Annotated in this window: 18 protein-coding genes; 11 read left to right on the top strand and 7 right to left on the bottom strand. The window is 65.5% G+C overall.

All coding sequences use genetic code 11. The features are described 5' to 3' along the window. Positions 1-109 precede the first annotated feature (109 nt). The 5 genes from KVP10_RS07690 (at position 110) to purU (ending at position 4,162) form a co-directional block, all read left to right on the top strand. Entirely contained in the window at positions 110-769 is a 660-nt protein-coding gene (locus KVP10_RS07690) for a gamma-glutamylcyclotransferase (protein WP_217963983.1), read from the top strand. Between the two features lie 55 nt (positions 770-824). Next, complete coding sequence (pdxH, locus tag KVP10_RS07685; RefSeq protein ID WP_217963982.1) at positions 825-1,457, top strand: pyridoxamine 5'-phosphate oxidase; 633 nt, start codon at positions 825-827, stop codon at positions 1,455-1,457. 28 nt (positions 1,458-1,485) lie between these two features. Beyond that, complete coding sequence (locus KVP10_RS07680) at positions 1,486-2,007, top strand: flavin reductase family protein (RefSeq protein ID WP_217964505.1); 522 nt, start codon at positions 1,486-1,488, stop codon at positions 2,005-2,007. A 43-nt stretch (positions 2,008-2,050) separates the two neighbouring features. Continuing rightward, positions 2,051-3,184 (top strand): NAD(P)/FAD-dependent oxidoreductase, encoded by a 1,134-nt coding sequence (locus tag KVP10_RS07675; protein ID WP_217963981.1) that lies wholly within the window; start codon positions 2,051-2,053, stop codon positions 3,182-3,184. A gap of 123 nt (positions 3,185-3,307) precedes the next feature. Then, the gene (purU, locus tag KVP10_RS07670) at positions 3,308-4,162 is read left to right on the top strand and encodes a formyltetrahydrofolate deformylase (protein WP_217963980.1); all 855 of its coding nucleotides are present in this window, start codon (positions 3,308-3,310) and stop codon (positions 4,160-4,162) included. A gap of 21 nt (positions 4,163-4,183) precedes the next feature. On the opposite strand, the gene ggt is transcribed toward purU, so the two are convergent. Then, positions 4,184-5,860, bottom strand: coding sequence for a gamma-glutamyltransferase (gene ggt / locus KVP10_RS07665; RefSeq protein ID WP_217964504.1), 1,677 nt, complete (start codon positions 5,858-5,860; stop codon positions 4,184-4,186). A 401-nt stretch (positions 5,861-6,261) separates the two neighbouring features. Then, positions 6,262-7,173: a LysR substrate-binding domain-containing protein gene (locus KVP10_RS07660; RefSeq protein WP_217963979.1), complete on the bottom strand. Its 912-nt coding sequence runs from the start codon at positions 7,171-7,173 to the stop codon at positions 6,262-6,264. Positions 7,174-7,469: 296 nt separating this feature from the next. On the opposite strand from KVP10_RS07660, the gene KVP10_RS07655 reads away from it, so the two are divergent. Both KVP10_RS07655 and KVP10_RS07650 read left to right on the top strand, forming a co-directional pair. Beyond that, the gene (locus tag KVP10_RS07655; protein WP_217963978.1) at positions 7,470-9,167 is read left to right on the top strand and encodes a thiamine pyrophosphate-binding protein; all 1,698 of its coding nucleotides are present in this window, start codon (positions 7,470-7,472) and stop codon (positions 9,165-9,167) included. Positions 9,168-9,304: 137 nt separating this feature from the next. Beyond that, a complete protein-coding gene (locus KVP10_RS07650) occupies positions 9,305-10,498 on the top strand; it encodes an acyl-CoA dehydrogenase (protein WP_217963977.1) in 1,194 nt (397 codons plus the stop codon). A 114-nt stretch (positions 10,499-10,612) separates the two neighbouring features. Here KVP10_RS07650 and KVP10_RS07645 read toward each other — a convergent pair whose 3' ends face one another. Next, positions 10,613-11,335: an alpha/beta fold hydrolase gene (locus KVP10_RS07645; RefSeq protein ID WP_217963976.1), complete on the bottom strand. Its 723-nt coding sequence runs from the start codon at positions 11,333-11,335 to the stop codon at positions 10,613-10,615. 427 nt (positions 11,336-11,762) lie between these two features. On the opposite strand from KVP10_RS07645, the gene KVP10_RS07640 reads away from it, so the two are divergent. Continuing rightward, entirely contained in the window at positions 11,763-12,698 is a 936-nt protein-coding gene (locus KVP10_RS07640; RefSeq protein ID WP_217963975.1) for a LysR family transcriptional regulator, read from the top strand. A 62-nt stretch (positions 12,699-12,760) separates the two neighbouring features. Here KVP10_RS07640 and KVP10_RS07635 read toward each other — a convergent pair whose 3' ends face one another. The 4 genes from KVP10_RS07635 to KVP10_RS07620 are packed head-to-tail and all read right to left on the bottom strand — an operon-like array spanning position 12,761 to position 16,810. After that, on the bottom strand, positions 12,761-13,999 hold the full coding sequence (locus KVP10_RS07635; RefSeq protein WP_246600472.1) for an FAD-dependent monooxygenase: 1,239 nt from the start codon (positions 13,997-13,999) through the stop codon (positions 12,761-12,763). After that, positions 13,992-14,495: an aromatic-ring-hydroxylating dioxygenase subunit beta gene (locus KVP10_RS07630; protein ID WP_217963974.1), complete on the bottom strand. Its 504-nt coding sequence runs from the start codon at positions 14,493-14,495 to the stop codon at positions 13,992-13,994. Before KVP10_RS07630 ends, KVP10_RS07635 begins: the two co-directional genes overlap by 8 nt. Next, the gene (locus KVP10_RS07625; protein WP_217963973.1) at positions 14,492-15,823 is read right to left on the bottom strand and encodes an aromatic ring-hydroxylating oxygenase subunit alpha; all 1,332 of its coding nucleotides are present in this window, start codon (positions 15,821-15,823) and stop codon (positions 14,492-14,494) included. Before KVP10_RS07625 ends, KVP10_RS07630 begins: the two co-directional genes overlap by 4 nt. Positions 15,824-15,829: 6 nt before the next feature. Then, on the bottom strand, positions 15,830-16,810 hold the full coding sequence (locus KVP10_RS07620; protein ID WP_217963972.1) for a Bug family tripartite tricarboxylate transporter substrate binding protein: 981 nt from the start codon (positions 16,808-16,810) through the stop codon (positions 15,830-15,832). Between the two features lie 357 nt (positions 16,811-17,167). Between KVP10_RS07620 and KVP10_RS07615 the strand changes: the two genes are divergently transcribed. The 3 genes from KVP10_RS07615 to KVP10_RS07605 all read left to right on the top strand — a co-directional run bounded on the left by KVP10_RS07615 (position 17,168) and on the right by KVP10_RS07605 (position 19,750). After that, positions 17,168-17,887 (top strand): c-type cytochrome, encoded by a 720-nt coding sequence (locus tag KVP10_RS07615; RefSeq protein WP_217963971.1) that lies wholly within the window; start codon positions 17,168-17,170, stop codon positions 17,885-17,887. Positions 17,888-17,895: 8 nt separating this feature from the next. Continuing rightward, positions 17,896-18,825, top strand: a complete 930-nt coding sequence (locus KVP10_RS07610) for a c-type cytochrome (RefSeq protein ID WP_217964502.1) — start codon at positions 17,896-17,898, stop codon at positions 18,823-18,825. 223 nt (positions 18,826-19,048) lie between these two features. After that, positions 19,049-19,750, top strand: a complete 702-nt coding sequence (locus KVP10_RS07605) for an SDR family oxidoreductase (protein WP_217963970.1) — start codon at positions 19,049-19,051, stop codon at positions 19,748-19,750. Positions 19,751-19,787: the final 37 nt, after the last annotated feature.

Below are 19,787 nucleotides of genomic sequence, written 5' to 3'. Positions count from 1 at the left end.
GCGGCTTGTGCGGCTTGTGCGGCTTGTGCGGCTTGTGGGGCGCCCTGGCCCCGCCGCGCCGGGCTGACATTAAAATAGAGCCCGCAAGCCTCAATCCGGACTCGATGCCGTGAATCTCCCCACCGCCGCCCCCCTGCCCCCGGCCCGCCGCAGCTTCCGCCTGCTGACGGACGCCGAACGCCAAGCTTCGCTCGATCGCAGCCTGAGCCACTGGACGCCCGACCAGGACGTCTGGATATTCGGCTACGGCTCGCTGGTCTGGCGCCCCGAATTCGACTTCGCCGAGCGGCGCCTGGCGGTGCTCAACGGCTATCACCGCTCCCTGTGCCTGTGGTCGCGAGTCAATCGCGGCACGCCTGAGCTGCCGGGGCTGGTGTTCGGGCTGGACAACGGCGGCTCCTGCAAGGGGGTGGTGTTCCGCATACCGGCGCGCGAAGTCAGGACGACCATGCGCGCACTCTGGCAGCGCGAGATGCCCAGCGGCGCCTATATTCCCAAATGGCTCAACTGCCGCACGCGACAAGGCGACGTGCGGGCGCTGGCCTTCACCATGGACCGCGGCACCGACGCCTATGTGCGAGGCTTGCCGCCCGAAGAGCTGATCGCCATCGTGCAGCGCGCACACGGCCATTACGGGCCTTGCACCGAATATGTGCTGGAAACGGCGCAGGCGCTGGAACAACACGGCATACTCGACAAGAAGCTGCAGGCAGTGGTGCTGCGCCTGCGCGGGCCGGCGCGCCCCAAAGACGAGGCCGGGAAGGGTTAAACTCAAGCATCGCCCTTTTTTTCATCCGCCCGCTACCTGCCGCCCGCTTCCATCCATGTCCGTTGCCGATATCCGCCAAAGCTACGAAAAAAACGTATTGCTCGAATCCGGGCTGGCCGCCACGCCGCTCGAGCAGTTCTCGCGCTGGTTCGAGGAAGCGCTGCAGGCCGGGGCCGCCGAGCCCAATGCCATGACGCTGGCCACCTGCGACGACAGGGGCAGGCCCTCGGCGCGTATCGTGCTGCTCAAGGGCTACGACGAGCGCGGCTTCGCGTTCTACACCAATTACCAATCGCGCAAGGGCACGGAACTGGCCGGCAACCCCTATGCCAGCCTGCTGTTCTTCTGGCCTTCGCTGGAACGCCAGGTGCGCATCGAGGGCCGGGTGAGCAAGGTTTCCGCCGAGGAATCCACCGCCTACTACGACAGCCGCCCGCTGGGCTCGCGCATAGGCGCCTGGGCTTCGCCGCAAAGCCAGCCCATCAGCCGCGACGAACTCGAGGCGCGCACGCGCGAATTCACGCAATCGCTGGGCGAGCACCCGCCCCGGCCCGAACACTGGGGCGGCTACCGGCTGGAACCCGAACGCGTCGAATTCTGGCAAGGCCGGCCCTCGCGCCTGCACGACCGGCTGGTCTTCCGCAGGGACGAAGGGCAACAATGGGCCAGCGTCCGCCTGGCGCCCTGAAGACGCGGGCCGCATGACCTCTCCATCGATGAGCGCCCGTCCCGCGGACTTCGACACCCGGTATTTCCGCTCGGCGCTGGGCCGCTTCCCCACGGGCGTCACGGTGATCACCACCGACGGCGGCGACCATGGCCCGGTGGGCTTGACCATCAGTTCCTTCAACTCGGTTTCGCTGGATCCGCCGATGGTGCTGTGGACGCTGACCCGCAAGGCCTCGTCGCTGCCCTACTTCCAGCGCGCCGAACGCTATGTAATCCACGTGCTGTCGGCCTCCCAACTGCACCTGGCGCGGCAGTTCGCCCAGGGCAGCCAGGCCAGCCGTTTCGCGGGCCTGGCCATGACGCGCTCGCCCCACGGCGCGCCGATGCTGGACGACCCGCATTGCTCGGCCTGGTTCGAATGCCACAACCACAGCCAGGTCGAGGCGGGCGACCATCTCATATTCATCGGCCAGGTCGAGCGCTGCCATTGCGGCGCCGGGCTGCCGCTGGTGTACCATGCGGGCGACTTCGAACTCACGCCTTCCCGCGAGCCGCTGGCCGAGCGCTGATGCGGCGCGGGGCACACGGCAAGAAAGATTCAAGGATGGATAAATGGCTGTAGACATCGATTGCGTGGTGCTGGGCGCCGGCGTAGTGGGCCTGGCCGTGGCGCGCGAACTGGCCCTGGCTGGCCGCGAAGTGCTGCTGGCGGAAGCCTCCGAAGCCATAGGCACCGGCACCAGCTCGCGCAATTCGGAAGTCATACACGCCGGCATCTATTACCCGCAAGGCAGCCTCAAGGCGCGCCTGTGCGTGGCCGGCAAGCACATGCTCTACGACTACTGCGCGGAACACGGCATCCCCCACAAGCGGCTCGGCAAGCTGATCGTGGCCGCCACGCCCGAACAGGCCGCGGGCCTGGACCGGATCGCCGAGCGCGCCCGCGGCAACGGCGTGGACGACCTGTACCGCATCAGCGGCGCCGAGGCGCAAGCGCTGGAGCCGGCGCTGCGCTGCGCAGGCGCGCTGGTCTCGCCCTCCACCGGCATCATCGACAGCCACGCGCTGATGCTGGCCCTGCAGGGAGACGCCGAAAACCACGGCGCGCAATGCGTGTTCCACACGCCCTACGCCGAGGGCAGCATCCTGCCCTCGGGAGAATTCCTGCTGCGCTTCGAGGGCGCGGAACCCATGGAAATCACCGCGCGCTGCGTCATCAACGCCTGCGGCCTGCAGGCGCCCGAGGCGGCGTGCCGGCTGCAGGGGCTGGATGCGCGGCACATCCCGCGGGCCTATTTCTGCAAAGGCAACTATTTCACGCTGTCGGGCCGGGCGCCTTTTGCGCGGCTGATCTACCCCATGCCGGATCACGCGGGGCTGGGCGTGCACCTGACGCTGGACCTGGGCGGCCAGGCCAAGTTCGGCCCCGACACCGAATGGATAGACGGCATCGACTACACGCTGGACCGCAAGCGCGGCGAGGTATTCTATGAGGCCGTGCGGCAATACTGGCCCGGCTTGCCCGACGGCGCGCTGAGCCCCGGATACACAGGCATACGGCCCAAGATCTCGGGCCCCGGCGAGCCGGCGGCCGACTTCGTGATCTCGGGCCCCGCGCAGCACGGCATACCCAATCTGGTAAATCTGTTCGGCATCGAATCGCCGGGGCTGACTTCGTGCCTAGCCCTGGCCCAGGCCACTGTCCAGTCGCTGCAAGGCGGCGATGCCTCGAACCCGCAGCCATGAGCCCGGCCCCGGCTGGCCTGCCGAAAATAAACCCGACACACCGCCGCAAACAGCGCGGCGGGCCAGGCATTGCGGCTATCCCGGCATGATTGCCGTTATGATGGCGAATCCGTACAAAGCATCATGAACACACACGACTATATCCTTACCCTGTCCTGCCCCGACCGAGTGGGCATCGTGCATCGCGTCACGGGCTGGCTGCTCGAGCGCGAGGGCAATATCATCGATGCCCAGCAATTCGGCGACACCGGGACTCAACGTTTCTTCCTGCGCGTGCATTTTTCCCTGCCGCGCAGCACGGAAGTTGCCGAACTGCAGCGGCAGTTCCAGCCGCTGGCCGAGGATTTCGGCATGGATGCCCGCATCCATGACGCGCGCCGCAAGGCGCGCCTGCTGATACTCGTCAGCCGCCAAGGCCATTGCCTGAACGACTTGCTGTTCCGCACGCACAGCGGCCAGTTGCCGGTGGAGATCGCCGCCATCGTCTCCAACCATCCCGACTATGCATCCCTGGCCGGCTCGTACCAGGTGCCCTTCTTCCACCTGCCCGTGACGCCCGAAACCCGGGCCGAACAAGAACGGCGGATACTGGACCTGGTGGAAGCCGAGCGCGTCGACCTGGTGGTGCTGGCGCGCTACATGCAGATTCTGTCGCAGAACCTGTGCCAGGCGCTGTCGGGCCGCGCGATCAATATCCACCACAGCTTCCTGCCGAGCTTCAAGGGCGCCCGCCCCTACCACCAGGCGCATGCCCGCGGGGTGAAGATCATCGGCGCCACCGCGCACTACGTGACCGCCGACCTCGATGAAGGCCCCATCATCGAACAGGACATCGAACGCGTGGACCATTCCATGAGCGCCGAGGAACTGGCGCAGGTGGGCAGCGACGTGGAATCGCTGGTGCTGGCGCGCGCCGTACGGCGCCACGTCGAGCACCGCATCCTGCTCAACGGGCAACGCACGGTGGTCTTCAAGTAGCGGCCCAAGCAGCGGCCGCCTTCAATCCCCTATCGCCAGCCCCTCGCGGCGCGGATCGGCGCCGCCTTCCAGGCCGTGCGCGGTGATCACCACGCCCTGCAGGCCGCTGGGGAAATCTCTTTCGCGCACGGTATAGCCCATGGCCCGCAAGGCCGGCACCAGGCGGTGCAGGGCCGTGTACTTTTCCAGCTCCAGGCCGCGATTGCGGCTGCCCAGGTTCGGCAGGTCTATGGCCTCCTGGATGTTCAGGCCGCGGTCGAGCACGCCGCGCACGGCCTTGGCGACGAAATTGATGATGGCGCTGCCGCCGGGCGAACCGATGGCCATGTAAGGCTTGCCGTCCTTCAGCACGATCATGGGCGCCATCGAACTGCGCGGCCGTTTCAAAGGCTCGACGCGATTGGCGACCGGGCGGCCCTGCGCGTCCACGTCCGACAGCGAGAAATCGGTCAGCTGATTGTTGAGCAGGAAGCCGTCCACGAAAATCTTGCTGCCGAAGGCGGACTCGATGGTGGTCGTCATGGACACCACATTGGAATGCGCGTCGACCACGACCAGATGCGAGGTGGAAGGAATTTCCAGGGTGTTGCCCTCGCCGCGCCGCATGCGCATGCGCGCCGGATCGCCCGCCGGCGCCTCGCCCATGCTGCGCTGCGGCTCGATCAGCGTGGCGCGCAAGGCCAGGTAGCCGGGATCCAGCAGGTCGCTCACCGGAACCTTGATGAAGGCAGGATCTGCCACATACAGGTCGCGATCGGCATAGGCGAGCTTGCCCGCTTCGGCGAAATAATGCACGGCCTGCGCCGAATCGACCGGGTAGCGGTCTATCGGCGTATGGGTCAGGATCTCGAGCATCTGTATTACGGTGAGCGGGCCCGAGGTGGGCGGCGGCGGCCCGCACAAGGTATAGACCTTCCGATACGGCGCACACACCGGGGCGCGTTCCAGCGCCCGGTAGCCGGCGAGATCGGCCAGCGTCATGTCGCCGGGCACCGGGTGATGAGCGATGGCGGCGACGATGTCGCGCGCCACCTTGCCCTTGTAGAAAGCATCCGGGCCGCGTTCGGCGATGCCACGCAGCACGCCGGCCAGCGCGGGATTGCGCAGCCGGTACCCGACCGGCCAGGCCTGTCCGTGTGCGTCGTAGAAATAAGCCGCCGCGGCGGGCTGCTTGCGCAAAGCCTGGTTCTGTTCGAGCAAGGCATGCAGCCGCGGCGATACCAGAAAGCCTTGCTCGGCCAGCCGTATGGCCGGCTGGAACAATGTCTTCCAGGGCAGGCGGCCTTCGCGCGCATGCAGCAGCGCCAATGCGCGCAGCACCCCGGGCACGCCTACCGACAGCCCGCTGTTGACCGCGGCCATGAACGGCAGGGCATGGCCATCGCGCATGAAGCGGTCGCTGCGCGCGGCCGCCGGCGCGGTTTCGCGCCCGTCGTAGCTGCGCACCTTGTGGCGCCGCGCATCGTAGGTGGCGATGAAGGCGCCGCCGCCTATGCCCGAAGACTGGGGCTCTACCAGATTGAGCACCATCTGCATGGCGATTGCCGCGTCGGCGGCGCTGCCGCCCTCGCGCAGGATCTGCAGGCCGGCGCGGCTGGCCAGCGGATTGGCGCTGCTGACCATGTCGTGGCGGGCATGGGCCACGAGCCGTTCGACGCGGCCTGTGCCCGCCTCGGGATTGATGTCCTCGGCCGCCATGGCCTGTTGCACCGCGGCCGGCAAGGTATCGGCCACGGCCGTGTGCGCCGGCGACAGTGCCAGCGCCACGGCTGCCAGCAGCAGCCGGGACCAGGCCAGGCCGCGCGGCGCAGGCTGGCGCAGGGGCGGAGCCGGATCCCCGAAAGCGTGCCGCGAGGTGCTCCGGACGGCGAGGCCAGCCGCCCCGTACAGTATTTCCGTCATGCTCGCCAGGGCCGAGGCCCAGGGTCGGCCCGAATCCGAGCCCGAATCCGAGCCCGGACCCGAACTCGAACCCGAACCCGGGCCGAGGCCGGAGCCAGGACTGCCGGCGCCGTCCTTGCCCTGGCTTTCATCCTTGACGCGTCTGTGCATGCATAGTCTCCTCGATGCGGGCGGCCGCCCTGCCATGCCGCGGGCCTTCAACCGCCCGGCGGCGCGGGGTCGCCGGAGGCTTTCACCAGGCCGGCCAGCCAGGTCTCGAAGGCCGCCAGCGCGCCGGAGCGCTCGATGTTGTCGGGATAGCTGAAATAATACGCCTCGGGCACCGCCAGCCCGGCGCCGGCGGGAATGCGCAGGCGCCCCGCCGCGAGTTCTCCCTGGGCCAGGAAGCGCGGTACCAGTCCCACGCCCAGTCCGGCGCGCACCGCGGCCATGGTCATGGTGAACAGCTCATAGCGCGGCCCGGCGCTCACGGAAGGCAGGTATTCCATGCCGTGGCGCTGGTACCAGAGGCGCCAGGCGTCCGGCCGCGAAATCATGTGCAGGTGGGTCAAGGCCGCCATGCCCTCCTTGCGGGCCCGGCGCGCCAGCTCGGGCAGGCAGACCGGCAGCAACTCGCCTTCGTCGAACAGCTTGATGCCTGCCGTGTGCGGCCACATCTGGCGGTCGTGATACAGGGCGGCATCGAAGGGATGGTCGCTGAACTGGAACGGCAGCGTGCGTATCGACAGGCTGACCGAGATATCGCCATGGCGGGCGCGGAATTCCGGCAGCCGCGGGATTAGCCAAGTGGTGGCCAGCGTGGGTAAGACGGCAATGTGCAGGCTGCGCCCCATGCCGGCGCGCGACACCAGGCCGAAGGTGTCTTTTTCCAGTTGTTCCAGATGATGCCGCACCCGCGCCGCGTATTCGGCGCCCGCCTCGGTCAAGGCCACGCGGCGGCGCACGCGCGTGAACAACTGCACGCCCAGGCGTTCCTCCAGGCCCGCCACCTGGCGATAAATAGCGCTGTGGGTCAGGGCCAGCTCTTCGGCCGCGCGGGAAAACGAGCCCAGGCGCGCCGTGGCCTCGAAGGCCTGCAAGGCGCCCAGATTAGGTATGCCGTGTCTCATTCCGATGTCCCGTCGTCCTCTTGCGCCCTGGTGCACTAGGGGCCTGTTCACATTAAAAGGGGTGCCGCACTGGCAGACGGAAGCCCGCCAGGCTAGACGCGGGCGAGGCCGCGTGGCCACCCCGCCGTCGCGGCCGGGGAGGAGGTTTAGAATCGGAAGCCATGAGGCCCCGGCCGCCGGCGCCCGACAGGCGCCCCGCGGCCAAAACCGGCCCCGGCATGTCTGCGCAATACGCAAGACATTGTGCAATTTTATCAATTGCGTTGTGCATAAAACGCACTTATCCTGGAAGGACCATGAAATCCAGCGCATCCCCCGCTCCCGCCGCCCGCCTGGGCGGCCATATTCTCGTCGACCAACTGGTCGCCCAGGGCGTCGAACACGTGTTCTGCGTGCCCGGTGAAAGCTACCTGGCCGTACTCGACGGCCTGCACGACACCGACATCCAGGTCACGGTCTGCCGCCAGGAAGGCGGCGCCGCCATGATGGCCGAGGCCCACGGCAAGCTCACCGGCCAGCCCGGCATCTGCATGGTGACGCGCGGGCCGGGGGCCTCCAATGCCATGGCCGGCGTGCACATCGCCCACCAGGATTCCACGCCGATGATCCTGTTCGTCGGCCAGATCGACCGCGCCATGCGCGAGCGCGATGCCTTCCAGGAAATGGACTACCGCGCGGTCTTCGGCACGCAGGCCAAGTGGGTCACCGAAATCGACCAGATCGAACGCATCCCCGAACTGGTATCGCGCGCCTTCCATATCGCCACCTCGGGACGCCCCGGGCCGGTGGTGATCGCGCTGCCCGAAGACATGCTGACCGAACAGGCCAGCGTCGCCGACGCGCCGCACTACGAAGCCATCGACGCCGCCGTGCCGGCCGCGCAGATCGAAGCCCTGGGCCAGGAACTGGCACGCGCCAAACGGCCCATCGCCATACTCGGCGGTTCGCGCTGGGACGCGCAGGCGGTCGATCAGTTCGCCGCCTTCGCGGCCCGCTGGCAACTGCCGGTCACGGTGCAGTTCCGGCGTCAGATGCTGTTCCCGGCTCGCCACCCCAGCTTCGCCGGCGACCTGGGCCTGGGCAGCAATCCCGAGCTCATCCGCTACATCAAGGAATCCGACCTGGTGCTGCTGGTCGGCGGGCGCATGTCCGAAGTCCCCAGCCAAAGCTATACCCTGCTGGGCATCCCCGTGCCCGCGCAGCGCCTGGTGCATGTACACCCCGATGCCGGCGAGCTGAACCGCGTCTACCGGGCCAATCTCGCCATCAATGTCTCGCCCGCATCCTTCGCGGGCGCGCTGGAAAGCCTGGCGCCGACAGGCGCCCCCGCATGGGCCGCCGCGGGCCAGGCGCTGCATGCCAGCAGTGCGGCCTGGACCGATCCGTCCCGCATCGAAAACCCCGGCCCGCTGCAAATGGGGCGTGTCATGCAATACCTGAACGCGCGCCTGCCCGAAGACGCCATCATGACCAACGGCGCGGGCAACTATGCCACCTGGCTGCATCGCTTCCATCCCTTCCAGCGCTACGGCACGCAGCTGGCCCCCACTTCCGGTTCGATGGGCTACGGCCTGCCGGCCGCGGTCGGCGCCAAGCGCATCCAGCCCGAAAAGACAGTGGTGTGTTTCGCCGGCGACGGCTGCTTCATGATGCACGGCCAGGAATTCGCCACGGCGGTGCAGTACGGCCTGCCCATCATCGTGCTGATCTTCGACAACGGCATGTACGGCACCATCCGCATGCACCAAGAACGCCATTATCCGGAACGCCTGTCGGCCACCACCCTGCAGAACCCCGACTTCGCGGCCTATGCCCGCGCCTTCGGCGGGCACGGCGAAACAGTAGAAAGCACCGAACAGTTCGAACCGGCCTTCGAGCGCGCGCTGGCCAGCGGCAAGCCCGCCATCCTGCATTGCAAGATCGATCCCGAGGCCATCACGCCCACGACCACGCTGCAGAAAATCCGCCAGCAGGCGCTGGCGGCGACCAAGTAAAAATGCTGCCGGCCCCGGTGTCGCCGCCGGTCGGCCGGCCTGCCGCGACATCGCCGGCGACCGCCCGCGGCTCTATCGCCGCGGCGTTTTTCGCAAAAATGCTTTAAACTTAAAATTATTTTCCACGGAGCACACCCATGTCTTCTGCCCCCTCCTTCCACTGGCAAGATCCTCTCTTGCTGGACGCCCAGCTCACCGAAGAAGAGCGCATGGTGCGCGACGCGGCCCAGGCCTATGCGCAGGACAAGCTCGCCACGCGCGTGCTCGAAGCCTTCCGCCACGAAAAGACCGACCCGTCGATCTTCGCGGAAATGGGCGAGCTGGGCCTGCTCGGCGCGACCATCCCCGCCGAATACGGCGGCGCCGGCATGAACTACGTGTGCTACGGCCTGATCGCGCGCGAAGTCGAGCGCGTCGATTCGGGCTACCGCTCGATGATGAGCGTGCAGTCCTCGCTGGTCATGGTGCCCATCAATGAATTCGGCAGCGAAGAACAAAAGCGCAAATACCTGCCCAAACTCGCCAGCGGCCAATGGATAGGCTGCTTCGGCCTGACCGAACCCAATCACGGCTCCGACCCCGGCAGCATGGAAACCCGCGCGGTCAAGACCGCCGACGGCTACAAGCTCAGCGGCAACAAGATGTGGATCACCAACTCGCCCATCGCCGACGTCTTCGTAGTGTGGGCCAAGTGCGTGGGCGGCGACCACGACGGCAAGATCCGCGGCTTCATCCTGGAAAAAGGCATGAAAGGCCTGACGGCGCCGGCCATCCACGGCAAGGTGGGCCTGCGCGCCTCGATCACCGGCGAAATCGTGATGGACGAAGTCGAAATCGCCGAAAGCCAGATGCTGCCCGGCGTCAGCGGCCTGAAAGGCCCCTTCACCTGCCTGAACTCGGCGCGCTACGGCATCGCCTGGGGCGCCCTGGGCGCCGCCGAATTCTGCTGGCACACCGCGCGCCAGTACACCGTCGACCGCAAGCAGTTCGGCCGCCCGCTGGCCGCCAACCAACTCATACAGAAGAAGCTGGCCGACATGCAGACCGAAATCACCCTGGCGCTGCAAGGCTGCCTGCGCCTGGGCCGCATGAAGGACGAAGGCACCGCGGCGGTGGAAATCACCTCCATCATGAAGCGCAATTCCTGCGGCAAGGCGCTGGACGTCGCCCGCCTGGCGCGCGACATGCTGGGCGGCAACGGTATTTCCGATGAATTCGGCATCGCCCGCCACCTGGTGAACCTGGAAGTGGTCAACACCTACGAAGGCACCCACGACGTGCACGCCCTGATCCTGGGCCGCGCCCAGACGGGGATACAGGCGTTCTACTGATCGAACGCGCCGCTTCGAGGCGTATCGTCACCGGGGCCTATAGGCCCCAGCCCACGCAATCCGCGCCCGCCCGACAAGGCGGGCGTTTTGCATACGCGCCGTTCAGTCATCAGTTCAGTCATCATCGCCCTGGCCGGACCCGGCGCCGCGCTGCAGCTTCCTGGCCATCTGCCGCGCCACCTTGATGAACTCGGGCGTCTTCAGCACCGAAGCGTGCCCTGCGCCTTCGACATAGGTGAGATCCGCCTGCACGCCGCCGGCACGCAGTTTTTCCAGGAAGGCCTCGCTGAACTTGGGCAGCGTATTGGTGTCCTTGGTGCCCACGACAATCCGGATGGCCGTGCCGGGCTTGATCTTGCCGGCCTCTTTCAAGGGCGACAGACTACGGCCCCAATATCCGCTCTTGTCGCCGCTATGCGCGCGCCAGGCGCGCCATGCCACCACGTCGCAGGGACAACCGGCCAGCAGGTAGGCATCGGCCGCGGCGGGATGCCGCGCCGCGGTCAGGGCTGTCATGGCCGAGCCGCCCGAATGGCCGACCAGCAAAATGCGCCGGCCCGGGTAATGGCGGCGCAGGCTGTCCAGCGCGCCCGCGAGAATATCGACATTGCCCGCGGTGTAGTCATCGTCCTGGAACGACGTAAAGCCGTCGGACTTGCCGAGCGGGCTGGTGTAGCCCGGCCGCTGCAGCGCCACCACCATCGCATTCAGTTTCTTGCTCAGGCGCACCGCCGTGCCCTTGTCGTCGCTCAGGGTGATATGGCCGCCGTTGTCCCCATGCAGAAAGACAATCAGCACTTTCTTGAAGTGCTGGGCATCGGACTCGTGCAGTTTCATGAGCAGGCAGCCCTTCGGGCCCCCGGCCCGCGAGACGCCATCGGCGGGCTTGCCGTCCGGACATGCAGCCCCCGCCAGGGCCCACGCCGCGTTCCCGCAAAATGCGGCGGCGCTAGCGACCGCCACGGCCGCGGATATTTTGATGCAACGACGCAAGCCAGCCTGGATCATCGCCTGTCCCCTCGGATTGATTTGGATTTATTGATTGAATCTGTTCGACGATGGCGAAATATAAACCCGCGCTACGGCGCCCGCCAAGAGGGAAACGGGGCACCGGGCCGGCGGCGATCTGCAAGCCGCTGGATGCGGCCGCTATCCATAAATCAAACTATATAAACCCCATCATCCAACAATATAATTTATAGATGGCGCTGTGATGCGCATGAGCCGGCCATTTGCAGCACACTCCAGGCAACGACAACACTTCATGAATATCTCCACTCGCCAATTGCAAGGCTTCCTGCTGGTCGCGCGCCTGGCCAGCTTTACGCGGGCAGCCGAGCAATTGCATATCACGCAGGCGGGCTTGAGCGCGCTGATACGTGATCTTGAAGCCCAACTGGGATGCCGGCTGTTCGACCGCACGACCCGATCCGTGTCCCTGACCCGCGAAGGGCAAAGCCTGGTGGGATTCGCCGAGCGAGCTGTCCACGAATTGGAGGCCGCCGCCGCCTCGCTGCGGGCCAGCGCCCTCCAGGCCCGCAAGCTGCTGACGATTGCCGCGACGCCGATCACCGCCGGAAATCTCCTGCCGGAGGCGTATCGCGTCTTCACGCGCACGCATCCCAGTGTCGAGGTGCGGGTGCGCGACGTGCCTCAACCCGCGGTGCATGGCCTGGTCGAGAGAGGCGAGGTGGACACCGGATTCGGAATATTCATCAAGCCAAGCACAGGCACGGAACTGCGAGCCCTGCTGGAGTTCCAGCTGATCTGCATCGCCCCACGCGGCAGCCTGGGGCTACGGGCGCCGACGACACGGCAGGCATCGAGGCGAGGCCTGCCTACGTTGGCTTGGTCGCAGTTGCCGAGCCTGCCGCTACTGTCCCTGCCCGCCTCCACGCCTCCACAGCAGGTGGTGGACGCTTACTTGAAAGAAACGGGGCAGCCCCCCGCCACGGGCCCCATATGCAACTCGATGCAAACCATCATTGCCATGGTACGCGCCGGGCATGGCCAGGCCATCCTGCCGTCCATGGTCATGCCTTCGTGTCCGCCACAATGGTTCGACGTGGCACGCATGGTGGAACCGGCGGTCCCATTGCAGTTCTATCAGATATCCAAGAAGGGGCACGCGCTACCCATCGCCACGCAGCCATTCGTCGACACTCTGGTCGACGTGGTGCGCAAACTCTGCAGGGTCTAGTCTCCCGCCACCCGGCCCATGTACTTGAATCCGGACGGGCGAGCGGGGCTCTGGCCGGTCAGCTACGCAGCGACAGGCGCCACCAGCGGCACGTTTTCGGGCTCATAGGCAAACAGCCACTCATAGCGTTCCCGCACCTTGGATTCCTGCCATTCTTCGGTCACGTAGCGCTCGGCGGCAACGGGGTCGGCCAGTTGCGGATTGTGGAAGCGCTTGGTATTGGCCGCCGAGCCGTTGACAATGCGCGTGGTGCGCTCGATGCGAGTGGCCTGGTATACCTGCAGCGCAAACGCCGGATCATCCGGGTAGCGTTCCAGCGCCCGGGCGACCACGCAGCCGTCTTCGATCGCCATCGCGGCCCCTTGGGCCAGGAAAGGAAGCGTCGGATGCGCGGCGTCGCCCAGCAGGGTGATCCGGCCGCGGGTCCAGTTGGCGAGCGGATCGCGCACCATCATGGCCCAGCGCAATGGGTTCTTCAATTGCCGGACTATCGCCTGCACGTCTTCGTGCCAGCCCCTGAAATCGTCCAGGCACTCTTCGATCGAGCCCTGCTCGGTCCATGACTCGCGTCCCCAGTCGCCGCCCTTTTCGACGATGCCCGTGAAACTGACGAGCCGGCCCGCATTCACCAGGTAATGAATGACGTGCCTGCCTGGGCCGACCCAGTTCACCCCGGCGGGCTCGCTGAAGCGCGCCGGCAGGTGCTCCGTAGGAATCACGCCGCGCCAGGCGATGCAGCCCGAGAACCTGGGTTTGTCTTCGGCTATCCATTGCGCGCGGGCAACGGAATGCACCCCGTCGGCGCCGATCAGCAGGTCTGCCGTGACGGTCGTGCCGTCCTGCAGGCTGGCCGATACCCCGTCGTCCCGCTGATCGACCTTTACCACCTTGGCATTCAAGGTCAGCGCGCCGGGGCGGGCAGCCTGCAGGGCGTCGACCAATATGCCATGCAGGTCGGGGCGATACAGCATCATGTACGGAAAGCCATAGCGCTGCAGCGATTCGCGCCCCAGGTCGAACAATTGCCATTCCTGGCCGGTGTTCCAGATGCGGACACATTTCTTGCTGGGCACTATGGTCGCAGCCTTCAAAGGCTCCTCCAGGCCCAGCCCATGCAGCACGCGCGTGGCATTGGCGCTGAGCTGGATGCCCGCCCCGACGGCCTTCAGGTCGGAAGCCTGCTCCAGCACCTGCACGTCGAAGCCCTTCTTCAGCAGGCACAAGGCAGCGGTCAGCCCCCCTATGCCCGCGCCGGCGATCAAAACACGTTTTCCCATTTTTTGTACTTTGCTGTCAGACATAAAAGAAATCCAGTTTCGCTATCAAGAAATCATTGGCAAGAATGATCTTCTTGCTCTGTATCCGGTATGCGTCTGCAGTCCGGACCAGGGTATGTTCATAGCGGCCCGCGTAAGTCAGCAGGGCATTGTCCTTGTGCACATATATATGGCTGCTCCAGGCGGAACTGACGCGCAGCAAATGTTCCGGGTCGAGTTCCTCGATCACGCTGCCCGTCACCATGTGCACAGTGCGAGGCAAGGGCAGGCCCGCCGCGGAACGTTCCGAACCCAGCCGCCGCACCCGCTCTTCCAGCAAGGCCTTGCCGCGCAGGTATATGAACGACAATTCGGTTTCGGGGTCCTGGATCAGGTTGGTCTCGTCGCGCCAGGCCGGCACCCAGAACACGGCGTCGTCCTCGTATAAATCCAGCCAGTCGCCCCATTGCCGGGTATCGAGATAAAGCGCTTCGCGCGCCAATAGCTCGCGTGCCAGTTCTCTGTCGTGCTGCTGCGTCATTGCCCGAGCTCCTCGCCGCCGCCATCGCGCGCCAGGCCCTGGGCGATGAGGGCTTTCCAATATCTGTATGTGGAGTGCATGACGGTTTCATCCCCCAGGGTGAAGGACCCCACCACCGCCGACTCCGGCCGGATGCCGAGCTCGTCGGCCTCCGGGCACTGTTTCTGGCCCAGCATCGCGGTTCCCCGCGCCTGCCCTTGCTGCCATTGAACCGTCGCCGCGGCGAAGCCGCGCTGGCAGTCTTCGTAGTTGGCGATATCGTCCGGAGTGGCCAGGCCGCTGGGATTGAAGAACTCTTCGTACTGGCGTATGCGCAGCGCCCGTGCCTCGGCAGGCTCGCCGACCGGCGCCAGGCAGAACGTGCGCATTTCGGTACGGTCGGCGGCCAGCGGGCGCCAGATGCGCAATTGCAGCGAGGCATTCTCGGCAAACTGCGCGTTGGGGAACATGGTGATATTGCGCACGGACATCATCCAGCGCGCTCGCGTTTCGCCGACACGCAGTACGAGTTCGTCCTTGACGTAGCTCAAGGGCGTGGTCTTGTCCGACGGGGCCGGCCCCCACATGGCATTGTGGCCGTGCTTGAATGCGAAGGTGCCGCGCTGCAGGTCGGCGCTCTTGAAAGTGGAATACACCGACGCCTTGTCGCTGCGGCGGCGCAGCGCCTGGATATAGGAAAGATGCGTGGACGAGAAATGATAAGGGTCCACGCCATTTTCCATCTGCAGCTTCCAGTTGCCGCGAAACAGGAACGCGCCCCGCCCCGGTATGCACTCCACGCCTTGCGGGCTCTGGTCCACGATCAGGTCTATCATGGCGCGCAGGTCGCCCAGGTATTCCTCGAGCGGGGGCACGTCCGGATTCAGGCTGCCGAAGATGAAGCCGCGATAGACCCCGACGCGCACCGGCTCGAGATCGTGGCCGATGCGATCGAAGCATTCGGGGTAGGCGCCCTGGTCCTTGTCCTTGATCAGGATATTACGGCCGCCCGCGTCATAAGCCCAGCCGTGATATTGGCAGACGAATGTCCTGGCGTTGCCCTGCTGCATATGGCATACCATCGCCCCCTTGTGCCGGCAGGTGTTCAGCAGGCAGTGCACCTGGCCGCCGCCATCCCGCGTGACGATGACGGGCGCACGCCCTATGTGCGTGGTGAAATAATCGTGAGGCCTGCGGATTTGCGATTCCAGGCCCAGCAAGTTCCATGTGCCCTCGAACAAATAACGCATTTCCCATTCGAACACCTCGGGATCGCGATAGATGTCGCGGTTTACCAGAAAGCCGTCGGTATCGTCCTCGCGGATCAACTGCTCTAATGTTGCGGCCATGATGCCCTACTTCAGGTGGATATGGGCCGCCTCGATCAGGGCTCCCCACTTCTTGCCGTCCGCGGCGATGCGATCGGCGAACTCCCGCTCGCTGGAGGGATGCACGACGAAGCCTGAATGCTCCAGGGACTTGACGACGTCGGGCTGCTGCAAGGCGAGTGCCACGGCCTTGTTGAGGACCGCGACCCGATCGGCGGGCGTGCCTGCCGGCGCGAGCAGGCCGAACCAGGTGATGGATTCGAAATTCTTGTACCCGGCCTCCTGGAATGTGGGCATATCGGGCAAGGCCGGCCAGCGCTTCGAACTGGCGACCGCCAGCGCCACTACCTTGCCGGACTTGGCCATGGGAACAATAGTCGTGGGCGTATCGAAGTAGTAATCGACATTCTTCGCCAACAAGGCATTCATCGCAGGCGCGCCGCCGTTATAGGGCACATGCACGGACGAAATGCCCGCAACCGACTGGAACAACTCGGCGGTCAGGTGCGAGGACCCGCCGGTACCCGTGGACGCGAAATTCAATTTGCCGGGATGAGCCTTGGCCAGGGCTACGAACTGCCCCACGGTCTTGACGCCCAGCGACGGCCGCACGGCCAATATGAATGGGCTGGTGGCCACCAGGCTGATCGGGTCGAAGGATTTCCGGGGGTCGTAACGGATGTTCGAATACACGTGCGGCGCAATGGCCAGCGCGCTGGCGGTTCCCCACAGCAAGGTGTAGCCGTCCGCTTTCGCATTGGCGACATGGGTGGCTCCCAACACGCTGCCCGCGCCCGGCATGTTCTCGACGATTATCTTGTCGCCCGTGCCTTTGGTCATCGCGGCCGCGACCACCCGCGCCGAGGTATCGGTGGGGCCTCCGACCGCGAACGGCACAATGATCGTGATGGGCTTTTCGGGAAAAGCCTTTGCAAACCCGCTGCAGGGAGCCAGGGCGCCCAGCCCCAGGGCCAGGACGGCCCACCGCTTGAACAGTTGTACTCGCATCACTCGTCTCCATGTTTTTGCAGCCGTGGCACTGGCCCAGGCCGATAGCCGGAATTAAACGTCCGCCCGATAAAAAAGTGAAACAAGAATATTGTTTGAATTAACAAATTTAATTTATATATAGACGCAGAATCATGCTCTCCTCTACATTGAGGCCTGACACACATCCGTCGGAAACGCAGGCATTGCAGCCTTGCCGGCCGCTACGGCCCAAGCCAATTAATATTACGTGTAGAAATATGCATATATTCAAATATGTATAATGAATCTGGCGGCGACGCGCTTATGGAAGAGCGCATCTCACCGCTACGGCTACGCACAGACAAGCAGCAATTCGCACATACGGAAAACATGTCCATGACCACGAATCTCATCCGCAGACACCGCAGGCTGTATGGCCTGGCTGCCGCGGGCCTGCTGGCGCTGGGCGCCGAGGCTCATGCAGACTCCCTGGCCGACCAGGGCAAGGCGATCGCCACTGCCGGCAGCGGCGCCGCCGTCGCCTGTGCCAGTTGCCATGGCGCGCAGGGCCAGGGTATGGCCGCCGCCGGCTTTCCCTATCTGGCGGGGCAAGGCGCCGACTACCTGGCACGCCAGTTGCAGGACTTCGCATCCGGCAAGCGTACCAACCCTGTGATGCAGCCCATCGCCAAGGCGCTCAGCGCCGAGCAGGTCAAGGCCGTCGCCGCGTACTTCTCGCAATTGCCGCCCGTCATGGACACCAAGGCGCTGGCCGCCCACGAGGATACCTATCCGCCCAAGGGCGATGCGGGCGCCTGGCTGGCCAACCGCGGCGACTGGAGCCGCAACATCCCCGCCTGTGTGCAATGCCACGGCCCGGGCGGCATCGGCGTGGGCAAGGATTTCCCGGCTATTGCCGGGCAGCCTGCCCAGTACATCCACAATCAGCTGGCGGCCTGGAAGGACAAGAAACGCGATCCGGGCCCGCTGGCCCTGATGGGCGATATCGCCGCGCGTATGGACGATGCACAGATGACGGCGGTCTCGGATTATTTTTCCAAGCTGCCGGCTGCCGCGCAGAGCCCGGCCGCACAGGCTCAGGGAGCACAGAAATGAATAAACCCTTGAAGCACGCCGCCCTTTTCGCCGCTGCCATCGTTACGCTGGGCGCGGCCCTGCCCTGTACCGCGCAAGCCGCCACAGAGCCCGCCGCCGCGGCCAAGGCGGCGCCAGCCTTTACGCCGCCGCCGGCCGACTCCATACCCGACGACGACTTCGGCAAGATGGTGCGCAAGGGCCAGGACATCTTCCTGCAGACCGGCGCCCATGCCGGCAAGTACATCGGCAACGATCTGAACTGCGTCAGTTGCCACCTGGATGCGGGGCGGCGCGCCAACGCCTCGCCGATGTGGGCGGCCTATGTGCTTTATCCTGCGTATCGCTCCAAGAACGGCCACGTCAATACCCTGGCCGAACGCCTGCAAGGATGCTTCCGCTACAGCATGAACGGGGTCATGCCGCCGGCCGACAGCCAGACCATCGTGGCGCTGGAAACCTATATGTTCTGGCTGGCCGAAGGCGCGCCCACCGGCGTGAAACTGGCCGGCCAGGGCTTTCCCAAGCTCGCCAAGCCGGCCCAGAAAGCCGACTACACACGCGGGCAGCAAGTCTATGAACAGCATTGCGTGCTTTGCCACGGCGCCGATGGCGCGGGCCAGCGTGCCGGGGGCAAGATGGTGTTCCCCGCCCTGTGGGGCGACGATTCGTACAACTGGGGCGCCGGCATGCACAGCGTCGCCAACGCGGCGGCCTTCATCAAGGCCAATATGCCGCTCAGCCAGGGCAATACCCTGACCGAACAGCAGGCCTGGGACGTGGCCTATTTCATCGACGCACAAGAGCGGCCCCAGGACCCGCGCTTCAACGGATCGGTCGAGGAAACCCGCAAGAAATACCACGACTCCCCAGACAGCCTGTACGGATTGGAAGTCAACGGCAAAGTGCTGGGCGCGCATTCCACGCCGGCCGGCGGCAAGCTCAGGAAGGGTTCGTAGCGCGGAGGTACACGGGCAGCATGGGCCTCTGCATAACCCATGCCCGCCGGCGTAAGGCTCAAGGCTCAAGGCTCAAGGCTCAAGGCTCAAGGCTCAAGGCTCAAGGCTCAAGAGTACAGAGTCCCGCAAGACACCGCAGGCCGCAAGACACAATGCGCCGATTCGTGGCAAATCGCGAGCGCTGCCATAATGTCGCCTGTATGCTTCACTCACGCGAGAGACCATGTCCCAAGAACGAGTACTCATTACCGGCGGCGGCGCCGGCATAGGTGCGGCTTGCGCGCAGCGCTGCGCCGATGACGGCTACGAAGTAGTGGTTATCGACCGGGTCGGCGGCGACATCGCCGCCGATCTGTCCGACCCCGGGCAGACCGCCGAGGCGCTGGAACAGGCGCTGCGCGGCGGGCCGATCACTCGCCTGGTGAACAATGTGGGCGTGGTATGCCCGGCCAGCGCCGCCGAACAGACCATGGAAGAACTGGCGCTCACCTGGTCCTTGAACGTGCGTTGCGCCATGCAATGCATGCAGGCGCTGCTGCCCGGCATGCAGGCTGCGGGCTTCGGCCGGATAGTGAATATTTCGTCACGGGCGGCCCTGGGCAAGGAATTGCGCAGCGCCTATGCCTCGACCAAGGCGGCCCTGCTGGGGATGACGCGGGTCTGGGCGCTGGAACTCGGCCGCCACGGCATCACGGCCAATGCCATCGGCCCGGGCCCTATACGCACGGAATTGTTCGATCGGGTCAATCCGGCGGACAGCCCGCGTACCCAGGCCATCATCGACGGCGTGCCGGTCAAGCGCCTCGGAACTCCGGACGATATCGCGCATGCCGCCGCATTCCTGCTCGATAAGCGCAGCGGCTTTACGACCGGCCAGGTCTTGTACGTGTGCGGCGGCATGACAGTCGGCACGGCGGCGGTCTGATGGCGCTGCGCGCGCATGTAGGCCCATAGGCCTATAC

Source organism: Candidimonas humi, assembly GCF_019166065.1.
GTDB classification, from domain to species: Bacteria; Pseudomonadota; Gammaproteobacteria; order Burkholderiales; family Burkholderiaceae_B; genus Candidimonas; species Candidimonas humi.
The sequence above is the reverse complement of the archived record's forward strand: the minus strand, read 5'-3'. Positions and strand labels throughout refer to the sequence as shown.

Bases quoted from the DNA above. Each gene is read 5' to 3' on its own strand.
- pdxH (WP_217963982.1), top strand. From the start codon at position 825: ATGTCCGTTGCCGATATCCGCCAAAGCTACGAAAAAAACGTATTGCTC.
- KVP10_RS07680 (WP_217964505.1), top strand. From the start codon at position 1,486: ATGAGCGCCCGTCCCGCGGACTTCGACACCCGGTATTTCCGCTCGGCG.
- KVP10_RS07675 (WP_217963981.1), top strand. From the start codon at position 2,051: ATGGCTGTAGACATCGATTGCGTGGTGCTGGGCGCCGGCGTAGTGGGC.
- purU (WP_217963980.1), top strand. From the start codon at position 3,308: ATGAACACACACGACTATATCCTTACCCTGTCCTGCCCCGACCGAGTG.
- ggt (WP_217964504.1), bottom strand. From the start codon at position 5,860: ATGGCGGCCGAGGACATCAATCCCGAGGCGGGCACAGGCCGCGTCGAA.
- KVP10_RS07660 (WP_217963979.1), bottom strand. From the start codon at position 7,173: ATGAGACACGGCATACCTAATCTGGGCGCCTTGCAGGCCTTCGAGGCC.
- KVP10_RS07655 (WP_217963978.1), top strand. From the start codon at position 7,470: ATGAAATCCAGCGCATCCCCCGCTCCCGCCGCCCGCCTGGGCGGCCAT.
- KVP10_RS07650 (WP_217963977.1), top strand. From the start codon at position 9,305: ATGTCTTCTGCCCCCTCCTTCCACTGGCAAGATCCTCTCTTGCTGGAC.
- KVP10_RS07645 (WP_217963976.1), bottom strand. From the start codon at position 11,335: ATGAAACTGCACGAGTCCGATGCCCAGCACTTCAAGAAAGTGCTGATT.
- KVP10_RS07640 (WP_217963975.1), top strand. From the start codon at position 11,763: ATGAATATCTCCACTCGCCAATTGCAAGGCTTCCTGCTGGTCGCGCGC.
- KVP10_RS07635 (WP_246600472.1), bottom strand. From the start codon at position 13,999: ATGTCTGACAGCAAAGTACAAAAAATGGGAAAACGTGTTTTGATCGCC.
- KVP10_RS07630 (WP_217963974.1), bottom strand. From the start codon at position 14,495: ATGACGCAGCAGCACGACAGAGAACTGGCACGCGAGCTATTGGCGCGC.
- KVP10_RS07625 (WP_217963973.1), bottom strand. From the start codon at position 15,823: ATGGCCGCAACATTAGAGCAGTTGATCCGCGAGGACGATACCGACGGC.
- KVP10_RS07620 (WP_217963972.1), bottom strand. From the start codon at position 16,810: ATGCGAGTACAACTGTTCAAGCGGTGGGCCGTCCTGGCCCTGGGGCTG.
- KVP10_RS07615 (WP_217963971.1), top strand. From the start codon at position 17,168: ATGACCACGAATCTCATCCGCAGACACCGCAGGCTGTATGGCCTGGCT.
- KVP10_RS07605 (WP_217963970.1), top strand. From the start codon at position 19,049: ATGTCCCAAGAACGAGTACTCATTACCGGCGGCGGCGCCGGCATAGGT.